Source organism: Agromyces sp. H66 (assembly GCF_004959775.1).
In the GTDB taxonomy this organism is placed as follows: Bacteria; Actinomycetota; Actinomycetes; order Actinomycetales; family Microbacteriaceae; genus Agromyces.
In genome coordinates, this window is the sequence record NZ_SJZG01000002.1 from 92,246 (window position 1) to 113,802 (window position 21,557).

At 70.7% G+C, this 21,557-nt stretch carries 19 protein-coding genes; 8 read left to right on the forward strand and 11 right to left on the reverse strand.

Going from position 1 to position 21,557, the window contains the following annotated elements; genetic code table 11:
* Positions 1-3 precede the first annotated feature (3 nt).
* Complete coding sequence (tkt, locus tag EZM51_RS03680; protein WP_136706905.1) at positions 4-2,097, reverse strand: transketolase; 2,094 nt, start codon at positions 2,095-2,097, stop codon at positions 4-6.
* Positions 2,098-2,423: 326 nt separating this feature from the next.
* Here tkt and EZM51_RS03685 point away from each other — a divergent pair, with 326 nt between their 5' ends.
* A complete protein-coding gene (locus tag EZM51_RS03685; RefSeq protein ID WP_136706906.1) occupies positions 2,424-3,344 on the forward strand; it encodes a heme o synthase in 921 nt (306 codons plus the stop codon).
* A 115-nt stretch (positions 3,345-3,459) separates the two neighbouring features.
* Here the strand turns inward: EZM51_RS03685 and EZM51_RS03690 are convergent, their stop codons facing one another.
* Positions 3,460-4,398, reverse strand: a complete 939-nt coding sequence (locus EZM51_RS03690) for a COX15/CtaA family protein (protein ID WP_248305449.1) — start codon at positions 4,396-4,398, stop codon at positions 3,460-3,462.
* A gap of 248 nt (positions 4,399-4,646) precedes the next feature.
* Between EZM51_RS03690 and sufB the strand changes: the two genes are divergently transcribed.
* The 5 genes from sufB to EZM51_RS03715 are packed head-to-tail and all read left to right on the forward strand — an operon-like array spanning position 4,647 to position 8,732.
* Positions 4,647-6,065 carry a Fe-S cluster assembly protein SufB gene (gene sufB, locus EZM51_RS03695; protein WP_136706907.1) on the forward strand — a complete coding sequence of 473 codons (1,419 nt, stop codon included), beginning with the start codon at positions 4,647-4,649 and terminating at the stop codon, positions 6,063-6,065.
* Positions 6,066-6,094: 29 nt separating this feature from the next.
* On the forward strand, positions 6,095-7,249 hold the full coding sequence (gene sufD, locus EZM51_RS03700) for a Fe-S cluster assembly protein SufD (RefSeq protein WP_248305486.1): 1,155 nt from the start codon (positions 6,095-6,097) through the stop codon (positions 7,247-7,249).
* A 1-nt stretch (position 7,250) separates the two neighbouring features.
* Positions 7,251-7,577 carry a non-heme iron oxygenase ferredoxin subunit gene (locus EZM51_RS03705; RefSeq protein ID WP_136706909.1) on the forward strand — a complete coding sequence of 109 codons (327 nt, stop codon included), beginning with the start codon at positions 7,251-7,253 and terminating at the stop codon, positions 7,575-7,577.
* Positions 7,578-7,631: 54 nt separating this feature from the next.
* Positions 7,632-8,393 (forward strand): Fe-S cluster assembly ATPase SufC, encoded by a 762-nt coding sequence (gene sufC / locus EZM51_RS03710; RefSeq protein ID WP_136706910.1) that lies wholly within the window; start codon positions 7,632-7,634, stop codon positions 8,391-8,393.
* 9 nt (positions 8,394-8,402) lie between these two features.
* On the forward strand, positions 8,403-8,732 hold the full coding sequence (locus EZM51_RS03715; RefSeq protein WP_136706911.1) for a metal-sulfur cluster assembly factor: 330 nt from the start codon (positions 8,403-8,405) through the stop codon (positions 8,730-8,732).
* 50 nt (positions 8,733-8,782) lie between these two features.
* On the opposite strand, the gene EZM51_RS03720 is transcribed toward EZM51_RS03715, so the two are convergent.
* The gene (locus EZM51_RS03720; RefSeq protein WP_136706912.1) at positions 8,783-10,825 is read right to left on the reverse strand and encodes a M3 family metallopeptidase; all 2,043 of its coding nucleotides are present in this window, start codon (positions 10,823-10,825) and stop codon (positions 8,783-8,785) included.
* 72 nt (positions 10,826-10,897) lie between these two features.
* On the opposite strand from EZM51_RS03720, the gene EZM51_RS03725 reads away from it, so the two are divergent.
* Positions 10,898-11,731 carry a methyltransferase domain-containing protein gene (locus EZM51_RS03725; RefSeq protein ID WP_136706913.1) on the forward strand — a complete coding sequence of 278 codons (834 nt, stop codon included), beginning with the start codon at positions 10,898-10,900 and terminating at the stop codon, positions 11,729-11,731.
* Here the strand turns inward: EZM51_RS03725 and EZM51_RS03730 are convergent, their stop codons facing one another.
* The 8 genes from EZM51_RS03730 to EZM51_RS03765 form a co-directional block, all read right to left on the reverse strand.
* Complete coding sequence (locus tag EZM51_RS03730; RefSeq protein ID WP_136706914.1) at positions 11,732-11,956, reverse strand: hypothetical protein; 225 nt, start codon at positions 11,954-11,956, stop codon at positions 11,732-11,734.
* Positions 11,956-12,402 carry a GNAT family N-acetyltransferase gene (locus tag EZM51_RS03735; RefSeq protein ID WP_136706915.1) on the reverse strand — a complete coding sequence of 149 codons (447 nt, stop codon included), beginning with the start codon at positions 12,400-12,402 and terminating at the stop codon, positions 11,956-11,958. Before EZM51_RS03735 ends, EZM51_RS03730 begins: the two co-directional genes overlap by 1 nt.
* Before the next feature lie 11 nt (positions 12,403-12,413).
* The gene (gene valS / locus EZM51_RS03740) at positions 12,414-14,990 is read right to left on the reverse strand and encodes a valine--tRNA ligase (protein ID WP_136706916.1); all 2,577 of its coding nucleotides are present in this window, start codon (positions 14,988-14,990) and stop codon (positions 12,414-12,416) included.
* 142 nt (positions 14,991-15,132) lie between these two features.
* Positions 15,133-15,741, reverse strand: a complete 609-nt coding sequence (locus EZM51_RS03745; RefSeq protein ID WP_136706917.1) for a hypothetical protein — start codon at positions 15,739-15,741, stop codon at positions 15,133-15,135.
* An 85-nt stretch (positions 15,742-15,826) separates the two neighbouring features.
* The gene (locus EZM51_RS03750; RefSeq protein WP_169053781.1) at positions 15,827-17,470 is read right to left on the reverse strand and encodes an ABC transporter ATP-binding protein; all 1,644 of its coding nucleotides are present in this window, start codon (positions 17,468-17,470) and stop codon (positions 15,827-15,829) included.
* On the reverse strand, positions 17,467-18,339 hold the full coding sequence (locus tag EZM51_RS03755; protein WP_136706918.1) for an ABC transporter permease: 873 nt from the start codon (positions 18,337-18,339) through the stop codon (positions 17,467-17,469). The genes EZM51_RS03750 and EZM51_RS03755 overlap by 4 nt, the downstream gene beginning before the upstream one ends.
* Entirely contained in the window at positions 18,336-19,316 is a 981-nt protein-coding gene (locus tag EZM51_RS03760; RefSeq protein ID WP_136706919.1) for an ABC transporter permease, read from the reverse strand. Before EZM51_RS03760 ends, EZM51_RS03755 begins: the two co-directional genes overlap by 4 nt.
* Positions 19,294-20,958 (reverse strand): ABC transporter substrate-binding protein, encoded by a 1,665-nt coding sequence (locus EZM51_RS03765; protein WP_136706920.1) that lies wholly within the window; start codon positions 20,956-20,958, stop codon positions 19,294-19,296. Before EZM51_RS03765 ends, EZM51_RS03760 begins: the two co-directional genes overlap by 23 nt.
* A 125-nt stretch (positions 20,959-21,083) precedes the next feature.
* Between EZM51_RS03765 and EZM51_RS03770 the strand changes: the two genes are divergently transcribed.
* Positions 21,084-21,479: a GntR family transcriptional regulator gene (locus tag EZM51_RS03770; protein ID WP_136706921.1), complete on the forward strand. Its 396-nt coding sequence runs from the start codon at positions 21,084-21,086 to the stop codon at positions 21,477-21,479.
* Positions 21,480-21,557: the final 78 nt, after the last annotated feature.

Genomic DNA, 21,557 nt, shown 5'->3' on the forward strand with positions numbered 1-21,557 from the left:
GCGTCAGTCGGACGCGAGCGTCTCCTTCGCGGCGGCGACGACGGCGTCGGTCGTGAAGCCGAACTCGCGGAACAGGGTCTTGTAGTCGGCGGAGGCGCCGAAGTGCTCGATCGAGACGCTCCGTCCGCGGTCGCCGACGTAGCGGCGCCACGTGAGCGCGACGCCGGCCTCGACGGACACGCGGGCGGTCACCGACGCGGGAAGCACGGACTCGCGGTAGGCGGCATCCTGCTCCTCGAACCATTCGAGGCTGGGAGCCGACACCACGCGGGCCTGGATGCCCTCGGCGGCGAGCGCCTCGCGCGCGGCGACGGCGAGCTGGACCTCGGAGCCCGTCGCGATGAGGATGACCTCGGGCGTGCCCGAGGGGGCCTCGGCGAGCACGTAGGCCCCGCGCGCGACCCCGGCGGCCGAGGCGAGCGTGTCACCGGATGCCTCGCCCTCGCCGCGCGCGAACACCGGGATGTTCTGGCGGGTGAGCGCGATGCCGACGGGGGCGTCGCGGCGCTTCACGATCTCGAGCCACGCCTGGGCGACCTCATTCGCGTCGGCGGGACGAACGACGGTGAAGCCGGGGATGGCGCGCAGGCTCGCGAGCTGCTCGATGGGCTGGTGGGTCGGGCCGTCTTCGCCGAGGGCGACGGAATCGTGCGTCCACACGAAGATCGACGGCACCTTCATGAGGGACGCGAGCCGCACCGCGGGGCGCATGTAGTCGCTGAAGATGAGGAACGTGCCGCCGAACGCGCGGGTCTTGCCGTGCAGCACGATGCCGTTCACGATCGCCGCCATGGCGTGCTCGCGGATGCCGAAGTGCAGCACCCGCCCGTAGGGATTGCCCGAGAACTCGTGGGTGGAGTGCTCGGTCGGGATGAACGACGGCGCGTCGTTGACGGTCGTGAGGTTCGACTCGGCGAGGTCGGCCGAGCCGCCCCAGAACTCGGGGAGGACGCCGGCGAGGGCGTTGATGACCTTGCCGGATGCCGCGCGGGTGGAGAGGTCGGTGCCGCCCTCGAACACGGGCAGCACGGACTCGATGCCGTCGGGCAGCTCGCCGGCCTCGAGGCGGTCGAGGAGCGCCTTGCGCTCGGGGTTGGCCTCGGCCCAGGCGTCGAACGCGACCTGCCAGTCGGCTCGCGCCGCCGAGCCTCGCTCGCGTGCGCCGCGCGTGTGCTCGAGTACGTCGTCGGCGACGACGAAGCTCTGCTCGGGGTCGAAGCCGAGCGCCTCCTTGGTTGCGGCGAGCTCGGCCGCCCCGAGGGCGGATCCGTGGATCTTGCCGGTGTTCTGCTTGCCGGGGCTCGGCCAGCCGATGATGGTCTTCAGGATGATGATCGACGGCTTCGAGGTCTCGTCCTTCGCCGCCTCGATCGCCCGGTGCAGTTCGGCGACGTCTTCGACGTAGTCGCCCGTCTTCTTCCAGTCGACGGTCTGCACCTGCCAGCCGTAGGCCTCGTAGCGAGCGGCGACGTCCTCGGTGAACGCGATGTCCGTGTCATCCTCGATCGAGATCTGGTTCGAGTCGTAGATCACGACGAGGTTCCCGAGCTGCTGGTGGCCGGCGAGTGAGGATGCCTCGCTCGTCACGCCCTCCTGGAGGTCGCCGTCGCTCGCGATGACGTAGACGAAGTGGTCGAAGGGGCTCGTGCCGGCCGGGGCATCGGGGTCGAACAGGCCGCGCTCGAAGCGCGCGGCGTAGGCGAAGCCCACTGCCGAGGCGAGACCCTGGCCGAGCGGGCCGGTCGTGATCTCGACGCCGTCGGTGTGTCCGTACTCGGGGTGTCCAGGGGTCTTCGAGCCCCAGGTGCGAAGCGCCTTCAGGTCGTCGAGCTCGAGGCCGTCGCCGGCGAGGTAGAGCTGCACGTACTGGGTGAGCGAGGAGTGGCCGGCCGAGAGGATGAACCGGTCGCGCCCGAGCCAGGCGTGGTCGGCCGGGTCCCGTCGCATCACCTTCTGGAACAGGAGGTACGCGGCGGGGGCCAGGCTCATCGCGGTGCCTGGGTGCCCGTTGCCGACCTTCTCGACGGCGTCGGCCGCGAGCACGCGCGCCGTGTCGACCGCGCGCTCGTCGATGGGTTCCCACTGCAGATTTGCCACGAGGTGCTGTTCCTTCCGATCGTGACGGCGTCGGAAACCGTCGGGCCCGACCCGCCGAGGACGTTGCGGCGCGGTTTCGCCTGGCGGCGGATTCGCCGGGGCACGCGTTCGCGAACCGCCCGGTTGGTCGAACCCGTGGAGCCGGGCGCGCATTCCTCAAGTATATGGATGCAGGGGCACTCTATGACGGGCTGTGACTCACATGCGAGTCCGCGGGATGTGAGGCGGAAAACGCATTCCGATCGTCGTCCGCGCGGCCATGTCCTAGAATCGTGTGGGGTCGCGCGGAGTCTGGCCCGAACGTGCCCGCGCCCGGAAGAGGAACGATGCAGACAGCCCTACACATCCGCGAGTCGCGACCGCCCATGACGGTCCGGCGCAAGCTGTCCGCCTACCTGGCCCTCACGAAGCCTCGGGTCATCGAGCTGCTGCTCGTGGTCACCGCGCCCACGATGATCCTCGCCCAGGACGGACTGCCCGACCTCTGGCTGCTCGTCGCCACCCTCATCGGCGGTGCGATGAGCGCCGGTTCCGCCGGGGCGTTCAACTGCTACATCGACCGTGACATCGACCGCGTGATGAAGCGCACGCAGGGACGTCCGCTCGTCACCGGCGAGCTCACCGACCGCGAGGCGATCGTCTTCGCCTACGGCCTCGGCGCGGCATCCATCGTCTGGCTCTGGGTCTTCACGAACTGGCTCGCCGCCCTGCTCTCGCTCGTCGCGATCCTGCTGTACGTCGTCTTCTACAGCCTCATCCTCAAGCGTCGCACCGCCCAGAACATCGTCTGGGGCGGCATCGCCGGCTGCATGCCGGTGCTCATCGGATGGGCGGCCGTCACCGAGAGCCTCACCTGGACGCCCTTCATCCTCTTCCTGATCATCTTCCTGTGGACGCCGCCGCACTACTGGCCGCTGTCGATGAAGTACCGCGACGACTACGCGGCCGCCGGCGTGCCCATGCTCGCGGTCGTTCGCGGTCGCGCCCAGGTCGGGCTGCAGGTGATCCTCTACGCCTGGGCGACCGTCGCGTCGTCGCTCCTGCTCATCCCCGTCGCGGGCATGGGTCTCGTGTACTCGACCATCGCGTTCGTCACGGGCGCGTGGTTCATCTACGAGACGCACCGCCTCTACAATCTCGCCATCCGGCACGAGCAGGTCTCGCCGATGCGCGTGTTCCACGGCTCGATCGTGTACCTCTCGCTCCTGTTCCTCGCGATCGGCGTCGACCCGCTCCTGCCGTTCTAGCCCAGCCGCTCGGCTGGTGCAGGAGATCAGGACCCATGTCGCGCGTGGTGCGGGGATGGGGCCCCTTCTCCTGCACGAGCTGATCGAGCAATGCGAGGTCAGCGGCAGTGCGAGGTCAGCGAGCGGATGCCGCCACTGCGGTGCCGTCGGCCGACACGCCGGCGCCGGCCGGCCGCTTGAGTCCCAGCACGACCACGGTCATCGTCGCGGCCATCAGCGCCGCGAGCACCATGTGCACCCCGACCGCGAGCGGGGGCAGGCCGTTGCGGGCCTGGTACAGGCCGACGGCGATCTGAACGACCACGACGGCGAGGAGCACGACGACCCACCTGAGCGTGGGGAGCTGCTGCCGCCATGCGGCGACGAGCAGCACGAGGGTGAGCGCGAACAGCGCGTAGCCGGGCCACGCATGCACGTGCTCGAGCAGCTCGGAGTCGAAGCCGCTGCGGCCGGCGTTCGCGTCGCCCGAGTGCGGCCCGGAGCCGGTGGTGAGGATACCGAACACGATCGTGAGCGCGAGCACCGCCGAGGTGGCGTGGGTGAGACCCGCATACCAACCGGGCACCGCCGGTTCGCGCGGACCCGGCTCGGCGTCCATGCGCACGATGAAGGCGGCGGCGACGCAGACCAGCAGGAGCGACGAGACGTAGTGGAAGCCCACGATGTACGGGTTCAGCCCCGTCCAGACCGTGACGCCACCGACGATCGCCTGGGCCACGACGCCGCCGAGGACGACGAGCGAGAGGACGTACAGGTCGCGCTGCTCGACGCGCAGCCGCCACACGAACACGACGAGCAGCAGCGCCACGATCCCGACGACGCCGGTCATGAGCCGGTTCCCGAACTCGATCAGCGAGTGGTAGCTGAGTTCGTCGGTCGGCACGAGCGAGTCGGCCGTGCAGGTGGGCCAGGTGGGGCATCCGAGTCCGGAGCCGGTGAGCCGCACGGCGCCGCCGGTGGCGATGATGGTCGTCTGCGCGATGAAGGAGAGCCACGCGACGACCCGCACGCGGCGATCGATGCGGTCGGGCAGCCACTCGGTGAAGCGATTCACGCTCGTCGGTCCTGATCCGGGTCGGACTGTGACGGCACTGGGAGTACGGCCCGGGCGTCGGTTCGACCCTATAGACTTGATGGGTTGGCGATTCCGCGAGGCGCGCGTCGTGCGCGATGCGGGTTCCCAGCCATCTTAGGTTCGCACTGGAGCCACCCGCACATCATCGCCCACTCACCGAGCACCTCGACTCGCGAGGGGAATGAGCCGGACTGATAGCCGGTCGCACGGGAGGGAAGAGGAAGAGCATGACGGACGTACTGATCGACCGCCCAGAGCTGGAAGGGCTCGGCACCTACGAGTTCGGCTGGGCCGACTCCGATGTCGCCGGCGCATCTGCGAGGCGCGGCATCTCTCCCGAGGTGGTCGCCGACATCTCGAGGCTGAAGGAAGAACCCGAATGGATGCTCCAGCGCCGCCAGCGCGCGCTGCAGCTCTTCGAGCGCAAGCCCATGCCGACGTGGGGCGCAGACCTCTCCGAGATCGACTTCGACAACATCAAGTACTTCGTCCGCTCGACCGAGCGGCAGGCCCAGACGTGGGAGGACCTGCCCGACGACATCAAGAACACCTACGAGCGCCTCGGCATCCCCGAGGCCGAGCGGCAGCGCCTCGTCGCGGGCGTGGCCGCCCAGTACGAGTCCGAGGTCGTCTACCACCAGATCAACGAGGAACTCGAGCGCAAGGGTGTCATCTTCATGGACACCGACACGGCGCTGAAGGAGCATCCCGAGTTCTTCGAGGAGTACTTCGGCACGGTGATCCCGGCCGGTGACAACAAGTTCGCCGCACTGAACACGGCCGTCTGGTCGGGCGGCTCGTTCGTGTACGTGCCGCCGGGCGTGCACGTCGACATCCCGCTGCAGGCCTACTTCCGCATCAACACCGAGAACATGGGCCAGTTCGAGCGCACGCTGATCATCGCCGACGAGGGCAGCTACGTGCACTACATCGAGGGCTGCACCGCCCCGATCTACAAGAGCGACTCGCTGCACTCGGCCGTCGTCGAGATCATCGTGAAGAAGAACGCCCGCGTGCGGTACACGACGATCCAGAACTGGTCGAACAACGTCTACAACCTCGTGACCAAGCGGGCCACCGCCGGCGAGGGCGCGACCATGGAATGGATCGACGGCAACATCGGCTCGAAGGTCACGATGAAGTACCCGTCGATCTTCCTCATGGGCGAGCACGCCAAGGGCGAGACCCTCTCGGTCGCGTTCGCGGGGCCGGGCCAGCATCAGGACGCCGGCGCGAAGATGATCCACATGGCGCCGTACACCCAGTCGTCGATCGTCTCGAAGTCGATCGCCCGCGGCGGCGGTCGTGCCGGGTACCGCGGCGAGGTGCGGGTCGACGCGAACGCCCACCACTCGGCGAACACCGTGCGCTGCGATGCGCTGCTCGTCGACACCATCTCGCGCTCCGACACGTATCCGGCGATCGACATCCGGGTCGACGACGTGCACCTCGGCCATGAGGCGACCGTCTCCAAGGTGAGCGAGGAGCAGCTGTTCTACCTCATGTCGCGCGGAATCCCCGAAGACGAGGCCATGGCCATGATCGTGCGCGGATTCATCGAACCCATCGCGCGCGAGCTGCCGATGGAGTACGCGATGGAACTCAACAAGCTCATCGAGATGGGCATGGAAGGCAGTGTCGGCTAGGAATGACCGCGCAGATGACCAGCACAGCCATGCCCACAGCCGAGCAGCACGGCTTCCGACCCCACTCCGACGGGCCCTTCGTGCCCGTGCAGACCCGATCGGAGCGGTTCCGCTCCGTGAACGTCGACGACTTCGAGCCGGTGAACGGCCGCGAACACGAGTGGAAGTACTCGCCGGTCGCGGTCTTCGCCGACCTCACCTCGGGTGAGCTCGACGGTTCCCGCATCGAGATCGAGTCCGCGGATGTCGCGGGCGTCGACATCTCGTGGATCGGTCGCGACGACGCCCGCATCGGCCGTGCCGGAATCCCCGAGGAGCGTGCCGCCGCCAACGCGTGGAGCTCCTTCGGCGAGGCGCTGCTCGTCACGGTGTCCGGGGAAGACGAGAAGACCGCCGTCGTCAGCCGTCACGGCCTCGGCCGCGCGCCGCGCGCCGCGCACACCGTGATCGAGGCGGCGCCGAACAGCCGCGGCCTCGTCGTGCTGCGCGGCACCGGCGATGCGCGCCTCAGCGAGAACGTCGAGATCGTCGTCGGCGAGGGCGCATCGCTCACCGTCGTCTCCCTGCAGGAGTGGAACGACGACGCCGTGCACCTCGCGAGCCACTTCGCCCGACTCGGGCGCGACTCGTTCCTCAAGCACATCGTCGTCTCGCTCGGCGGCAAGGTCGTGCGCGTCAATCCGTCGACGCACCTCGCCGAGCAGGGCTCCGATGTCGAGGCGCTCGGCCTCTACTTCGCCGACGCCGGGCAGCACCTCGAGCAGCAGGTCTTCGTGCACCACGACGCCCCGCACACCCGCTCGCGCGTGACCTACAAGGGAGCGCTGCAGGGCGAGGGCGCCCGTACCGTCTGGATCGGCGACGTGCTCATCGGCAACTCGGCCGTCGGTACCGACAGCTACGAGCAGAACCGCAACCTGGTGCTCACCGACGGTACGCGAGCCGACTCGGTCCCGAACCTCGAGATCGAGACGGGCGACATCGAGGGGGCCGGGCACGCGAGCGCGACCGGCCGCTTCGACGACGAGCAGCTCTTCTACCTCATGGCCCGCGGCATCCCCGAGGGGGAGGCGCGCCGCCTCGTCGTCCGCGGATTCCTCACCGAGATCATCCAGAAGATCGGCTCGCCCGAGCTCGAGGAGCGGCTGAACGCCGCGCTCGAGGCCGAGCTGCAGGGGAGCTGACGTGGCATCCGTACGTGTCTGCGCGATCGACGACCTCGGCGTGAACGAGGCGGCCCGCTTCGTGATCGAGGGCGTGCCGATCGCGGTCGTGAAGGACGCCGCCGGCGAGATCTTCGCCATCGGCGACACCTGCACCCACGGCGACATCTCGCTCTCCGAGGGGTTCGTCGAGGACGACACGCTCGAATGCTGGGCCCACGGCTCCAAGTTCTCGCTCAAGACGGGCAAGCCGCTCACGCTTCCCGCATATGAGCCCGTCCCGGTCTACCAGGTCGAGCTCAAGGACGGCGACGTCCACATCGACCCCGCGGTCAAGCTGGCCGTCTGAATCATCCGCTCCGGTCAGCGCACGGCCGGCAACCGAAAGTGATCACCCACCACCATGTCCGTACTCGAGATCAAGAACCTCCACGTCAACGTCGAGACCGACCAGGGGACCCGCGAGATCCTGCGCGGCGTCGACCTGGTCATCAACGAGGGCGAGATCCACGCCGTCATGGGCCCCAACGGCTCCGGCAAGTCCACGCTCGCCTACACGATCGCCGGTCACCCGAAGTACACCGTCGTCGAGGGCGAGATCCTCCTCGACGGCGAGAACGTGCTCGACATGACCGTCGACGAGCGCGCCCGCGCCGGCCTCTTCCTCGCGATGCAGTACCCGGTCGAGATCCCCGGCGTGACCGTCACGAACTTCCTGCGCACGGCCAAGACGGCCATCGACGGCACCGCGCCCTCGGTTCGCACGTGGGTGAAGGACGTGCGCCAGTCGATGTCGAACCTCCGCATGGACTCGAACTTCGCCGAGCGCAACGTCAACGAGGGCTTCTCGGGCGGCGAGAAGAAGCGCAACGAGATCCTCCAGCTCGAGCTCCTGAAGCCGCGGTTCGCGGTGCTCGACGAGACCGACTCCGGCCTCGACGTCGACGCGCTGAAGATCGTCTCCGAGGGCGTGAATCGCGCCATGGAGAACACCGGCCTCGGCATCCTGCTGATCACGCACTACACTCGCATCCTGCGCTACATCCACCCCGATTTCGTGCACGTCTTCGTCGCGGGCAGGATCGCCGAGCAGGGCGGTCCCGAGCTCGCCGACCGTCTCGAGGAAGAGGGCTACGACCGCTACCTCGAGCCGGTTGCGAAGTAGACTGACGCCATGGTCACCTCACTCGCTCCCGAGCGCTTCGACCAGGTCACCGAAGCCCTCAAGGACGTGATGGACCCCGAGCTCGGCGTCAACATCGTCGATCTCGGGCTCATCTACGACCTCGGCTGGGACGACGAGAACGACGCGCTCGTCATCCACATGACGCTCACGAGCGCCGGATGCCCCCTCACCGACGTCATCGAGGAACAGACCGCAGAGGCGCTCGACGGCGTCGTCGACGCGTTCCGCATCAACTGGGTGTGGATGCCGCCGTGGGGTCCGGAACGCATCACCGACGACGGCCGCGACATGATGCGCGCCCTCGGCTTCGCGATCTGACCGAACGACTCCCGATGCCCCGTGCCGACGCACGGGGCATCGGTCGTTCCTCACTCGAGCAGACGGCGGCTTCGGAGCAGCGGCTCGACGCCGGCATCGCGCCCGCGGAAGGCGCGGTACGCCTCGAGCGGGTCGACGCTCCCGCCGGGCTCGAGCAGCATGCGCCGGAACCGCTCGCCGTTCTCCCGGGTCGCCCCACCGTGCTCCTCGAACCATTCGACGGCGTCGGCTCCGGGCACCTCGCTCCAGATGTACGAGTAGTAGCCCGCGTCGTATCCGCCCGCGAACACGTGCGCGAAGTACGTGCTCGAGTACCGCGGCGGCACGAGCGGGTGATCGAGCCCCGCGGCGGCGAGCGCTTCGCGCTCGAACGCGGCGACGTCGGCGACCTCGTCGTCGGGAGTGATCCGGTGCCACGCCTGGTCGAGCAGCGCTGCGGCGAGGTACTCGGCGGTGCCGAAGCCGGCGTTGAAGCCGCGGGCGGCGATGAGCCGGTCGACGAGGTGCTGCGGCATCCGCTCGCCCGACTCATGGTGCACCGCGTACCCGTCGAGGATCTCGGGGCGCAGCATCCACAGCTCGTTGACCTGGCTCGGGAACTCGACGAAGTCGCGGTAGACGTTGGTGCCGGCCTGCGACGGGTAGCGCACTCGGGCGAGGAGCCCGTGCAGGGCGTGGCCGAACTCGTGGAAGAGGGTCTCGGTCTCGTCGAACGTGAGCAGCGTCGCCTCGCCCGCGGCCGGCTTCGGCACGTTGAGGTTGTTCACCACCACGGGCAGCGTGCCGTCGAGCTCGGACTGCTCGACGAGCGAGCTCATCCACGCGCCGCCCCGCTTCGAATCGCGCGTGTACGGGTCGAAGAGGTAGAGGCCCACGGGCGCGCCGTCGTGCTCGAACACCTCGAACACGCGTGCGTCGGGGTGATGGGCCACGAGGTCGGATCGTTCCTCGAAGCGCAGACCGTAGAGCAGGGTCGCCGCGCGGAACACCCCGTCGACGAGCACGCGATCGAGCTCGAGGTACGGGCGGATGTCGCGCAGGTCGAGGTCGTGCCGCTCGGCACGCACCTGCTCGGCGAGGAAGGCCCAGTCGGATGCCTCGGGTGCGCGCGCGCCGCTCCGGGCCGCTCGCGCCGCGAGCTCCGCCTCCTCGCGCGCCACGTTGCGGACGGCGGGCGCGACGAGCTCGGTGAGCAGGGCCGCGACGGCGTCGGGTGAGCCGGCGGTCTCGCCCGCCGTCACGGCCGAGGCATGGTCGGCGAAGCCGAGGAGCCGTGCGCGTTCGGCGCGGAGGTGCACCAGCTCGAGGAGCGTGGCGCGGGTGTCGTGCGCGCCGCCGCGGCATCCGCGTGCCCGAGACGCGGCGAGGAGCCGGTCGCGCACGTCTGGCCGTTCGAGCGCGGCGAGGGCCGGCTGTCCCGTCGGCAGGACCAGCGTGATGAGCCAGCCGGGCAGGCCGCGCGCGGCGGCCGCCTCGCGTGCGGCCGAGCGTGCGCCGGCGTCGAGCCCGGCGAGCTCGGCCTCCTCGGTGAGGTGCAGCGCGAGGTCGTTCGTATCGGCGAGCAGGTGCTGCTGGAAGGCGGTCGCGAGCGCGGAGATCCGCTCGCCCAGCCTGGTGAGTCGCGCGCGGTCCGTGGCGTCGAGCGCGGCACCCGCCAGCACGGCCTCGCGGTGCACGCGTTCGAGGAGGTACGCCTGGTCGGGCTCGAGCCCGAGGCTGTCGCGCGTCGAGTGGAGCGCGTCGATGCGGGCGAAGAGGCGCGGGTCGAGTCGGATCGCATCCCGGTGGGCGGAGAGCCGCGGAGCGAGTTCCGCTTCCAGGGCGTCGATGGCCGTGTTCGTGTCGGAGGAGCTGGCGTTCTCGAACACGGGCAGCACACGCCGGAGCAGTGACCCCGATCGTTCGAGCGCGACGAGCGTGTTGTCGAAGGTCGGGGCGGCCGGATCGGCGGCGATGGCCTCGACCTCCGCGAGCTGTTCGGCCATGCCCGCCTCGATCGCCTCCCGGTAGTGCTCCGGACGAACGAGCGCGAACAGCGGCAGGTGGTAGGGGAGCGGGCTGGCCTCGAGGAACGGGTTGGATGGTTCGGTCACCCGACCACGATAGGGCGTCGGCGGGTGACGCGGATGCCGCCTCCCACGCGCCGCGGTCGTAGGCTCGGAGGTATGCAGCCCGAGGACGAAGCCATCGAGATCGCGCCGGCCGAGGCGTACACGCACGGCCACCACGAGAGCGTGCTTCGCGCCCACTCGTGGCGCACGGTGGAGAATTCGGCGGCCTACCTCGTGCCGCACCTGCGCGAGGGCCTTCGCGTGCTCGACGTCGGAAGTGGACCGGGCACGATCACGATCGACCTCGCGCGCCGCGTGCGTCCAGGGCTCGTGACGGGCGTCGATGCGGCCGACGACGTCGTGGCCCGGGCCGCGGGGCTCGCCGCGAGCGAACGCGTCGACAACGTCGAGTTCCGCGTGGGCGACGCCTACGCGCTGCCGTTCGACGACGGTTCCTTCGACCTCGTCCATGCGCACCAGGTGCTGCAGCACCTCGCGCGGCCGGTCGACGCGCTCCGCGAGTTCCGGCGCGTGCTGAAGCCCGGGGGCCTGCTGGCGGTGCGCGAGGTGGACTACGGCGGGGTCATCTGGAGCCCGGCCTCACCGGGCCTCGCACGCTGGCTCGAGCTCTATCACGACGTGCACGAGGGCAACGGGGGCGAGCCCGACGCAGGCCGCCACCTCAAGCGCTGGGTGCGCGAGGCGGGCTACGGCCGGATCGAGACCACGGCTTCCACCTGGGTGTTCTCCTCGGACCTCGAGCGCGAGTGGTGGGGCGGTTCGTGGGCCGAGCGGGCGACGCAGTCGCAGTTCGCGGCCCACGCCATCGAGCAGGGACACTCGAACCCCGACGAACTCGAGCGGATCGCCGCCGCATGGCGCGACTGGGCGGCCGACGAAGACGGCTGGCTGCTCATGCCGCATGGCGAGGTCATCGCCCGGGCGTGATCACCAGTCCTCGTCGGCGTCGTGCGCGTCGACGATCGCGTCGCTGACGCGGGTGCCGTCGTCGAGTTCGACGATCGGGCGTCCCTCGAGCCACGTGAGCGTCCAGTGCCGGCCGGCCACGGGTCCGGGGTGGGCCGCCTCGGCGGCCGCGATGCGCGGGCGCAGGTCGGCGGGAACGGAGGCCGGCGGCTCCGCGCCGAACTCCCATCTCGTGCCGAGTCGCATCAGGCCCCCATCTCGTACATCACCCAGTCCGTGCGGAGGGCGAGCGTGTCGTACAGGCGCTGGGCGTCGGCATTGTCGGCCGCCGTGATCCAGCTCACGCCGCCCGAACCGACCTCGAGCGATCGGGCGTGCACGAACTCGATGAGGGCGCGTCCGACGCCGCCGCCGCGCGCCTGCTCGTTCACGTACAGGTCGTCGAGGAAGACTCCGCGCGTCGCGCGCAGCGTGTCGGGCACGACGCGGAACTGGGCGAGACCGACGGGCGTGCCCTCGTCGTCGACCGCGAGGGCCGCCTCGAGCGGGTCGTTCTCGTCGCGGATCCAGTTCCACACGATCAGCGCCTTGGCGTCGTCGAGTTCGGTCTCGTAGAACTCGCAGTATGCGGCGAACAGGGGCAACCAGCCGAAGAAATCGTCGTCGCCCGCCATGCGGATCTCGTGTGCCATCGCGTCTCCCGTCACGGTGCCTCGAGCATGATGTCGCGTACCCCGAACACGTCGGCCTCGGTGAAGTCGAGCCCGGCGATGCGCCCGACCGCGCGCAGGTCGGACTCCGCGGATCGCAGCAGCGCGATCGCCGCGGCGGGGGCGGCGATCACGGCGCTCACCACGGGGGTCTTCTGCGATGCCTTCGCGTCGGTCTTCGCGCGTCGGATGCCGGTGAGGGCGAGGCTCGTGAGCTCGAGCAGCTCCACGCCGGCCTCGCCGCGGGCGTCGAGCTCGTCGAGTGTCGGCCACTCGGCCACGTGCACCGACTCGTCGTGCGACCAGCGCCACGCCTCCTCGGTCGCGAACGGGATCACGGGCGCGAAGAGGCGCAGCAGCACCCCGAGCGCGGTCTTCAGGGCGGCGACCGCCGAGGCCTGCTCGGGGCTCGGCTCGCCGTAGGCGCGCTCCTTGACCAGTTCGAGATAGTCGTCGCAGAACGTCCAGAAGAACGTCTCGGTGACCTCGAGCGCGCGGGCGTGGTCGTAGCCCTCGTACGCGCGGGTGGCGCTCGCCACGACGTCGGCGAGCCCGGCCAGCATGCTTCGGTCGACGGGCACGGTGACCGGGGCATCCGACCGCCCCTCGAAGCCGAGGATGAACTTCGCGGCGTTCAGCACCTTGATCGCCAGGCGCCGGCCGATCTTCACCTGCGTCGGGTTCTGCGGGTCGAAGGCCGCGTCAGTGCCGAGCCGCGAGGATGCCGCCCAATATCGCACCGCGTCGGAGCCGTGCTGCTCGAGCAGGCCCGCCGGCGTCACGACGTTGCCCTTCGACTTCGACATCTTCTTGCGGTCGGGGTCGACGATGAAGCCCGAGATCGCGGCGTTCGCCCACGGTGCGACGCCGTGCTCGAGTTGGGCGCGCAGGGTGGTCGAGAACAGCCACGTGCGGATGATGTCCTGTCCCTGCGGGCGGAGCGCGTACGGGAACACGAGGTCGAACAGCTCGGGATCCCGCTCCCAGCCGCCGGCGAGCTGCGGCGTGAGCGACGAGGTCGCCCACGTGTCCATGACGTCGTGCTCGCCGATGAAGCCGCCGGGCGCGCCGCGCTGCGACTCGTCGTAGCCGGGCGCCGGCGCCGAGGAGGGGTCGACGGGCAGCAGGTCGCGCGTGGCCACGATGGGCTCGTCGAACAGCGGGTTGCCGTCGCCGTCGAGCCGGTACCACACCGGGATCGGGACGCCGAAGAACCGTTGGCGGGAGACCAGCCAGTCACCCGAGAGGCCGCCCACCCAGTTGTCGTAGCGGACGCGCATGAACTCGGGATGCCAGTCGATCTCGCGACCGCGTTCGAGGAGGTTCGCCTTCAACGCCTCGTCGCGCGCGCCGTTCACGATGTACCACTGTCGCGTGGAGACGATCTCGAGGGGCCGGTCGCCCTTCTCGAAGAACTTCACCGGGTGCGTGATGGGCTTCGGGTCGCCGAGGAGGTCGCCCGACGCACGCAGCTGCTCGACCACCGCCTGCTTCGCCGAGTACGCCGTCTTGCCCGCGAGCTCGGCGAACGCGGCGCGGCCGGTCTCGGAGGTGATGGCCTCGGGTGCCTCGGCGATGATGCGGCCGTCGAACCCGATGATCGCGCGGTTCGGCAGGTCGAGCTCGCGCCACCACACCACGTCGGTCACGTCGCCGAACGTGCAGATCATGGCGATGCCCGTGCCCTTGTCCTTCTGCGCCAGGTGGTGCGCCACGACCGGCACCTCGACGCCGAACACCGGCGTCGTCACGGTCGTGCCGAACAAGGGCTGGTATCGCTCGTCGTCGGGGTGCGCGACGAGCGCGACGCAGGCGGGGATGAGCTCGGGGCGGCTCGTCTCGATCTCGACGGTGCCGCCGTCGGCGCGGTGGAAGGTCACGCGGTGGTAGTGGCCGGGCTGTTCCCGGTCCTCCAGCTCTGCCTGGGCCACGGCGGTGCGGAACGTCACGTCCCACAGGGTCGGGGCGAGCGCCTGGTAGGCCTCGCCGCGCTCGACGTTGCGGATGAACGCGAGCTGCGAGGTGAAGATCGCCTCGTCGGCGATGGTGCGATAGGTCTGCGTCCAATCGACCGAGAGCCCGAGCGAGCGCCACAGCGCCTCGAAGTGCTGCTCGTCCTCCACCGTCAGCTTCTCGCAGAGCTCGATGAAGTTGCGGCGGCTGATGGGCGCCTGGTCGGCGGCCCGGACGCTCTTGCCCTCGGCGCCCTCGAGCGGCGGCACGAAGTCGGGTTCGTAGGGCAGCGAGGGGTCGCAGCGCACACCGTAGTAGTTCTGCACGCGGCGTTCGGTGGGCAGGCCGTTGTCGTCCCAGCCCATCGGGTAGAACACGTGCCGGCCGCGCATGCGCTGGTATCGCGCCATGAGGTCGGTGTGCGTGTAGGAGAAGACGTGGCCGATGTGCAGCGATCCCGAGGCGGTGGGCGGCGGGGTGTCGATCGAGTAGATCGACTCGCGAGTGGCCTCCTCGCGATCGAACCGGTAGGTGCCGTCAGCCTCCCAGACACCGCCCCACTTGGCTTCGAGGCCCTCGAGCGCGGGCTTGTCGGGGATGCGGGCGTTGTCGGTCATGATGCTCCGGTTCGATATGTGCGGCACCGAGTCCGTGATGAGGTGCCTGAGTATGCGACGCTCCAGAATACCGGACCGGACTGCGTTCCCGAGCGCGCGGCGAGCGCGCATCGACCCGGGAGCCGGCGGTCGCCCATCGGCCTCAGCCCCGCACGATCGTCACGGAGTGGTGCGTGACGCCCGTCGGCCCGCTGATCGTGACCGTGTAGACCTGGCTCTCCTCCGAGCACTGGAACGCGAGGTTCGAGTAGCCCGACGCCGACGTCGGCACGGTCTCGTACGGGGCGGCCTGCGCGTCCGTGGTGCCGACGCCGATCCAGGCCTCGGTCGCGTCCTCGCTCGACCAGCTGAACACGAGGGGGACGGATGCCGCGCCGCCCGAGCAGTCGGCCGTCGCCGGCTCGGCGGTGAACGAGGTGAAGACCGGCCCGGTGGCCGGCGGCGGCGCGGGCTCCGTGGTGGGCTCGGGCGTCGGCTCGGCCGGGGGCGGGGTCGGCGTCGCACTCGGCGTCGCGCTCGGGGTCGGCGTCGCGGTCGCGTCGCCGGCGGGCGTCGGGCCGGGTCGGAGGAAGAGCAGGACGAGCAGCACCACCACGGCGAACGCGAGCACGCCGATGACGGCCCACAGCCAGTTCATCCGGCGCTCCTCGGCGGGGGGCGCCTCCCCGCCGGGTGCGGCGGCGGCCGGCGTGCCGATCCGCTCGGTCGCGGGCTCTCGCGGAACCGGTCGTGTCGCGTCATCCTCGCTCATGGCGCCTCCCTGGGTCGCCCTGATGCTAGTGGCGTCGCGGTTCGGTGGGCAATGCCCGTTCCGGGGGGCGGACTCACCCGCAACGTCATGGCGTCAGGCGCGGCGCGTCGGCGACGAGCTGGGCGGTGTACGGATGCCTCGGCTCGGCGAAGACCGCCTCGGTCCCGCCCGACTCGACGATGCGCCCCGAGCGCATCACCGCGACGTGGTCGCTCATGTGTCGTACGACGCCGAGATCGTGCGAGATGAACAGCATCGCCAGGCCGCGTCGGCGCTGCAGCCGGTCGAGCAGGTCGAGGATCTGCGCCTGGATCGTCACGTCGAGAGCCGAGACGGGTTCGTCGCAGATGAGCACGTCGGGCTCCGCGGCGAGTGCGCGCGCGATCGCGACGCGCTGGCGCTGGCCGCCCGACAGGTTCAGCGGGCGGCGCCCGGCGACGGATGCCACGAGTCCCACCTGGTCGAGCAGATCCTCGACGCGCGGGGCGGGCCGGCCGGTCCCGCGCGCGCCGACCGATGCCGCGTCGGCGAGGATGCGTCCGACGCTCCATCGCGGGTCGAACGAGCTGAGCGCATCCTGGTAGATCGCACCGATCCGCCGGCGCATCGGGCGGCGTTCGCGTTCGGGACGGCTCGACCACGCCTCGCCGTCGAGTAGTACCACGCCGGAGTCGGGGTCGGTGAGACCGAGGGCGAGCCGCGCCACCGTCGTCTTGCCCGACCCCGACTCGCCCACGAGGCCGAGGGTCTCGCCGGGGCGCAGCTCGAGCGATACGTCGTCGACGGCGAGGAGGCGACCGCCGGGCACGCTGAAGCCCTTCGCGACGCGGTCGAACCGGAGGAGCGGCGGTCGCTCGGGTGCGTCGGAGCCGGTGGGCACCACGGCCGGCGGTGACTCCGGGATGGCGACCGGGGCGGACCTGGCGACGGCCAGCGCGGTGCCACGCGGCCGGTCCGTGGGCACCGCGGCGATGAGCGCCCGGGTGTAGGGCTCGCGCGGCGACCCAAGCACGTCGTCGGCGGCGCCCTCCTCGATCACCTCGCCGCGACGCATCACGAGGATCCGGTCGGCGAGTCGGCTGACGACGGCGAGATCATGGCTGATGAGCAGGATGCCCGTGCCGGCCTTGCGGATCTCGCCGAGCAGCGACAGGATCCGCGCCTGCACGCTCACGTCGAGTGCCGTCGTGGGCTCGTCCGCGATGACGAGCGGTGGATCGAGGGCGAGCGCCGACGCGATCAGCGCGCGTTGGCGGAGCCCGCCCGACAGTTCGCCGGAGCGCCGACCGGCCGCGAACTCGGGATCCGGCATGCCGACTCGGGCGAGCAGTTCGAGGACGCGGGCGCGACGCGCGGCGGGCGGCATCCGCTCGTGGATGCGCAGCGGGTCGTCGATCTCGCGGCCGATCGGGCGCAGCGGATCGAGCGACACGAGCGCGTCCTGGAGGATGAGGCCGACCCGGCGGCCGCGCACGTCGCGCCAGATGCGCTCACTCGCATCACCGAGCTCCCTGCCGAGCACCTGGAGCCGATCGGAGCGCGTTCGAGCGCCGGCGCCGGCCATGCCGAGGAGCGCACGTGCGGTGACGCTCTTGCCCGAGCCCGACTCGCCGACGATCGCGACGCACTCACCGGCATCGATCCGGAGGGAGACGCCGTGCACGACCTCGTGGTCGCCGAAGGCGACGCGAAGCCCGGCGATGTCGAGGAGCGGCATCCGGTCGCTCAACGTCCCTCCCTCCCGCGGCGCGTGAGCGCCCGGCCGAGCATGGTCGTCGCGATCGTGGTGCCCACGATCATGAGCCCCGGGAACACGGTGAGCCACGGCGCGGTCGCCAGGTACGTGCGGCCGGCCGCGAGCATCGCCCCCCATTCCGCGGCGGGCGGCTGCGCGCCGAGGCCGAGGTAGCTGAGCGCCGCCGCCCACACGATCGCCTGTCCGACGCCCAGCGTCGCCAGCACGAAGAGGGGTACGAGCGCATTGGGCAGCAGGTGGCGCGCGAGGATGCGACCGGGGGAGTGGCCCAGCACCCGGGCGGCCTCGACGTAGTGCGAGGAGCGGATGCCGACGAGCTGCCCGCGGATGATGCGCGCATAGCCGGGCGCCGTCGACAGCCCGACCGCGATCGTCGCCGTCACCGGTCCGGGGCCGGCGACCACGATGACGAGGAGCGCCAGCAGGAGTCCGGGGAACGCGAAGAGCACCTCGATCACCCGGCCGACCCCGAAGTCGAGGGCTCGGCCGCCGAAACTCGCCAGCACGCCGAGCACGAGCCCGAGGGCGAGGCCGATGAGGGTCGCCGAGACGCCGATGAGGAGCGACGTCGCGGTGCCGGCGATGACTCGGCTGTAGACGTCGCGGCCCGACTCGTCGGTTCCGAACCAGTGCGCGAGCGACGGCGACTCGAAGGCGTCCGCGGCGGCGATCCGGTTCGGATCCTGGGTCCAGACGAGCGACGGCGCGACGGTGGCGACGGCCAGGAACGCGACGAAGGCGACGGCGAGCACGGTGCCGGCACGCGGCATCCGTCGCCGGCGCGGCTCGAGGTGCTCGGCGGATGCCTCGACCGTCGTCTGCCGCAGTTCGAGTTCGCTCATCGGGCGCCCTCCTGCCGCAGCCTGGGGTCGGCGAGGCGGGACGCGACATCCGTCACGACCGTCATGATCACGTAGACGAGCGCGACCAGGAGCACGACGCCGGTCACCACCGGCACGTCGCGCAGGGTGACGGCCTTCAGCAGCGTGCGGCCGAGCCCCGGCATCGCGAAGATCGTCTCGACCACGACCGCACCCGACAGCAGCCAGCCCAGCGCCCAGCCCGAGAGGCTGATCGCCGGCAGCGAGGCGTGCCGGATCGTGTGCCGGAGGCGGATGCCGGTCGTACTCTCGCCGCGGGCGCGCGCCGAGACCACGAACGGCTGCTGCATCGCGTCGAGGAGGCTCTCGCGCATGACCTGGGCGAGGAATCCCGCGAGCGGGATCGCCAGGGTGGCCACCGGCAGCACGAGGCCCGCCGCCGTGCCCGTCGCGACGGGCGGGAACCAGCCGAGGCCCGTGCTGAAGATCGCGATGAGCACGGCGGCAAGCCAGAAGTGCGGGAGGGCGGCCGCGGCGAGCTCGACGCCCTCGCCGACGGCGCCGGCCACGCGCCCGCGGCCGGTCGACCAGAGGGAGAGGCCGAGCGCGAGGACCCATGCGACGAGGAGTGCGAGCACGGCCAGCAGCATCGTGCCGCCGAGCTGACCGCCGAGCAGGTCGGCGACCGGCGTCCTGAGCGCATACGAGGTTCCGAGGTCGCCCGTGACGAGGCGCGCGAGCATGGCGAGGTACTGCACGAACAGCGGCCGGTCGAGTCCGTAGTCCCGGCGAACCTGGTCGAGTGCCTCCTGGGAGGCCTGCGAGCCCGGCCCGCCGAGGATCGCCTGCGCAGGGTCGCCCGGGATGAGCCGGATCGCGAAGAAGGTCAGCGTCGCGACCGCCCACATGACGAAGACCGCTCCGGCGGCCAGCACGGCGACGCGGCGCAGGATGCCGCCGCGTCGCCGCCGCGGGTCAGCCGGCGAGCCAGGCGTCATAGAACGTCGGGGTCGAGACGGTCGGCATCGCGCGCGCACCCTCGACCCGGGCGTCCAGCAGGAAGCTGTTCTGCTGGTCGTAGAGCGGGAGCAGGTAGTACCCGCCGAGGATGCGCTCCTGCGCCTGCCGGTACAGGTCGGCCCGCGCCGCCTCATCGCTCGTCGATGCGGCCTCGGTCAGGAGGGCGTCGACCTCGGGGTCGTCGAGCTGCGCGAGGTTCGCGAAGTAGCCGCTCGGAGCCGGCGTGATGCTGTCGGAGTGGTACAGGATGCGCAGCACGTCGGGGCCGACCTTCGTGTAGGGAGCGCTCACGATCTCGTACTCGTGCGCGAACAGCGCGCCGTACCAGCTCGACAGGTCGAGCAGCTCGATCACGACGTCGAACCCCGCCTGCTTCGCGGTCGCCTGCACCTGCTCGAAGAGCGACTGCTCGGCCGGGATCGACTGGTTGGTGCTGACGGGGAAGCGCAGCGTGAGGCGGACGCCCTCCTTCATGCGGGTGCCGTCGGCGTCGCGCGCGGTCCAGCCGGCCTCGTCGAGGAGCGCGTTCGCCGCGTCGAGGTCGGGATCGAAGAGCGCCTCGTCGGAGTAGGCGAGCTGCTCGGCCGAGGACAGGGCCGAGTACGAGCGCTCCGCGGTGCCGAAGAAGAGGGCGTCGATGCCGTCGTTCACCTCGACCGCTCGGATGAAGGCCTCGCGCACCCGCTCGTCGTCGAAGGGCGTCTGGCCCGAGTTCAACTCGATGCGGTTCGCGGCGCCGGGCCGGGGCGCGTCGATCCAGGTGAACGCGTCGTCGCCCTCGGCGGCGGCGATGGTGTCGGGCTGCGGGTTGTCGATGACATCGACCTGCCCGCCCTGGAGCGCCGCGTACCGCGACGCGGAATCGGGCACGAACCGCCATTCGATCGCCTCGAGGTAGGCGGGGCCGTCGTGGCCGGAGTCGGCGGGCGGCGAGCTGTAGTCGTCGTTCCGCACGAGGGTGACATGGTCCTGCTTGACCCACTCGTCCACGATGAACGGGCCGGTGCCGACCGGTGCCTCGCAGTTCTCCTCCATGCCGCGGGCGATGCCCGCGGGCGACTGCATGGCGGTCCACGGCTGGCTGAGCGACTCGAGCAGCGCACTGTCGGGAGCGGTCAGCACGAAACGGGCGGTGCGCTCGTCCACCGCCTCCACGCGGTCGACCTTGCCCATCGCGAGGTAGCCGGTGGACGACTGCGTCGCCGGGTCCTTCAGGTGCTCCACGTTGACCGCGACGGCCTCCGCGTCGAAGGGGGTGCCGTCGGTGAACGTCACGCCCTCGCGCAGCGTGAACTCCCACGCGAGTCCGTCGTCCGAGGGCTCCCACGACTCGGCGAGCCACGGAATGATCTCGCCCGATGCGTCGCGCGAGACGAGCGACTCGAGGAACTGCCCCGCGAGGAGGGCCTGCGGGTAGTTCCCCCCGACGTGCGGGTCGAGACAGGTCGGTTCGGCGTCTCCGCTCGCGTAGACGAGCGTGCCGCCCTCGACCGGGTCACCGGATGCCTCGTCGGGCTCGGCTGCCTGGCACCCGACGAGGGTGACGGCCGATACGAGCGCGATGGCGGGGAGGGCGATTCGCCGCCAGGGGCGGCGAGTGGTCACGGTTGCAGTGGGCATCGAGATCCTTGTGGGAGGGGAGAGGTGGACTGGGGTGCGTCGTCGGAGCCCGATTCATCCTGTCACCGGCCGGAGGGGGCGACAACCGACTTGTTCGACTATCGATAGAACAATAAACTCAATGCGTGCGCATCCGCATCGACCCGACCCTTCCGACACCGCTGTTCGAGCAGCTCGCCGGCGCCGTGCGGTCCGCGATCATCGACGGCCGCGTGATCGGCGGCGAACGCCTCCCGGCCGCCCGTCGGCTGGCCGAGGGCCTCGGCGTGAACCTGCACACCGTGCTGCGCGGCTACCGGCTGCTCCGCGACGAGGGCCTCATCGAGCTGCACCGGGGCCGCGGCGCCGTGGTCGCGACCCGCATCGGCGGGCATGCCGCGCTCGCGGGCGCCGTCCACGACCTCGTCGACGAGGCGAAGCTGCACGATCTGCCCGAGAGCGCCCTGCTCGCCCTCGTCAGCGAGGCCTATCGATCGGCGCCGTCGGCTCCGGGGGTGCTCCGCACCGGGCCGACGCGGTAGTCTGGAGGGCAACGACGTCGATCCGGCCATCACCGGGGAGTCTTCGGAAGAACGCGAACGGATGTCACGAGGCATCCG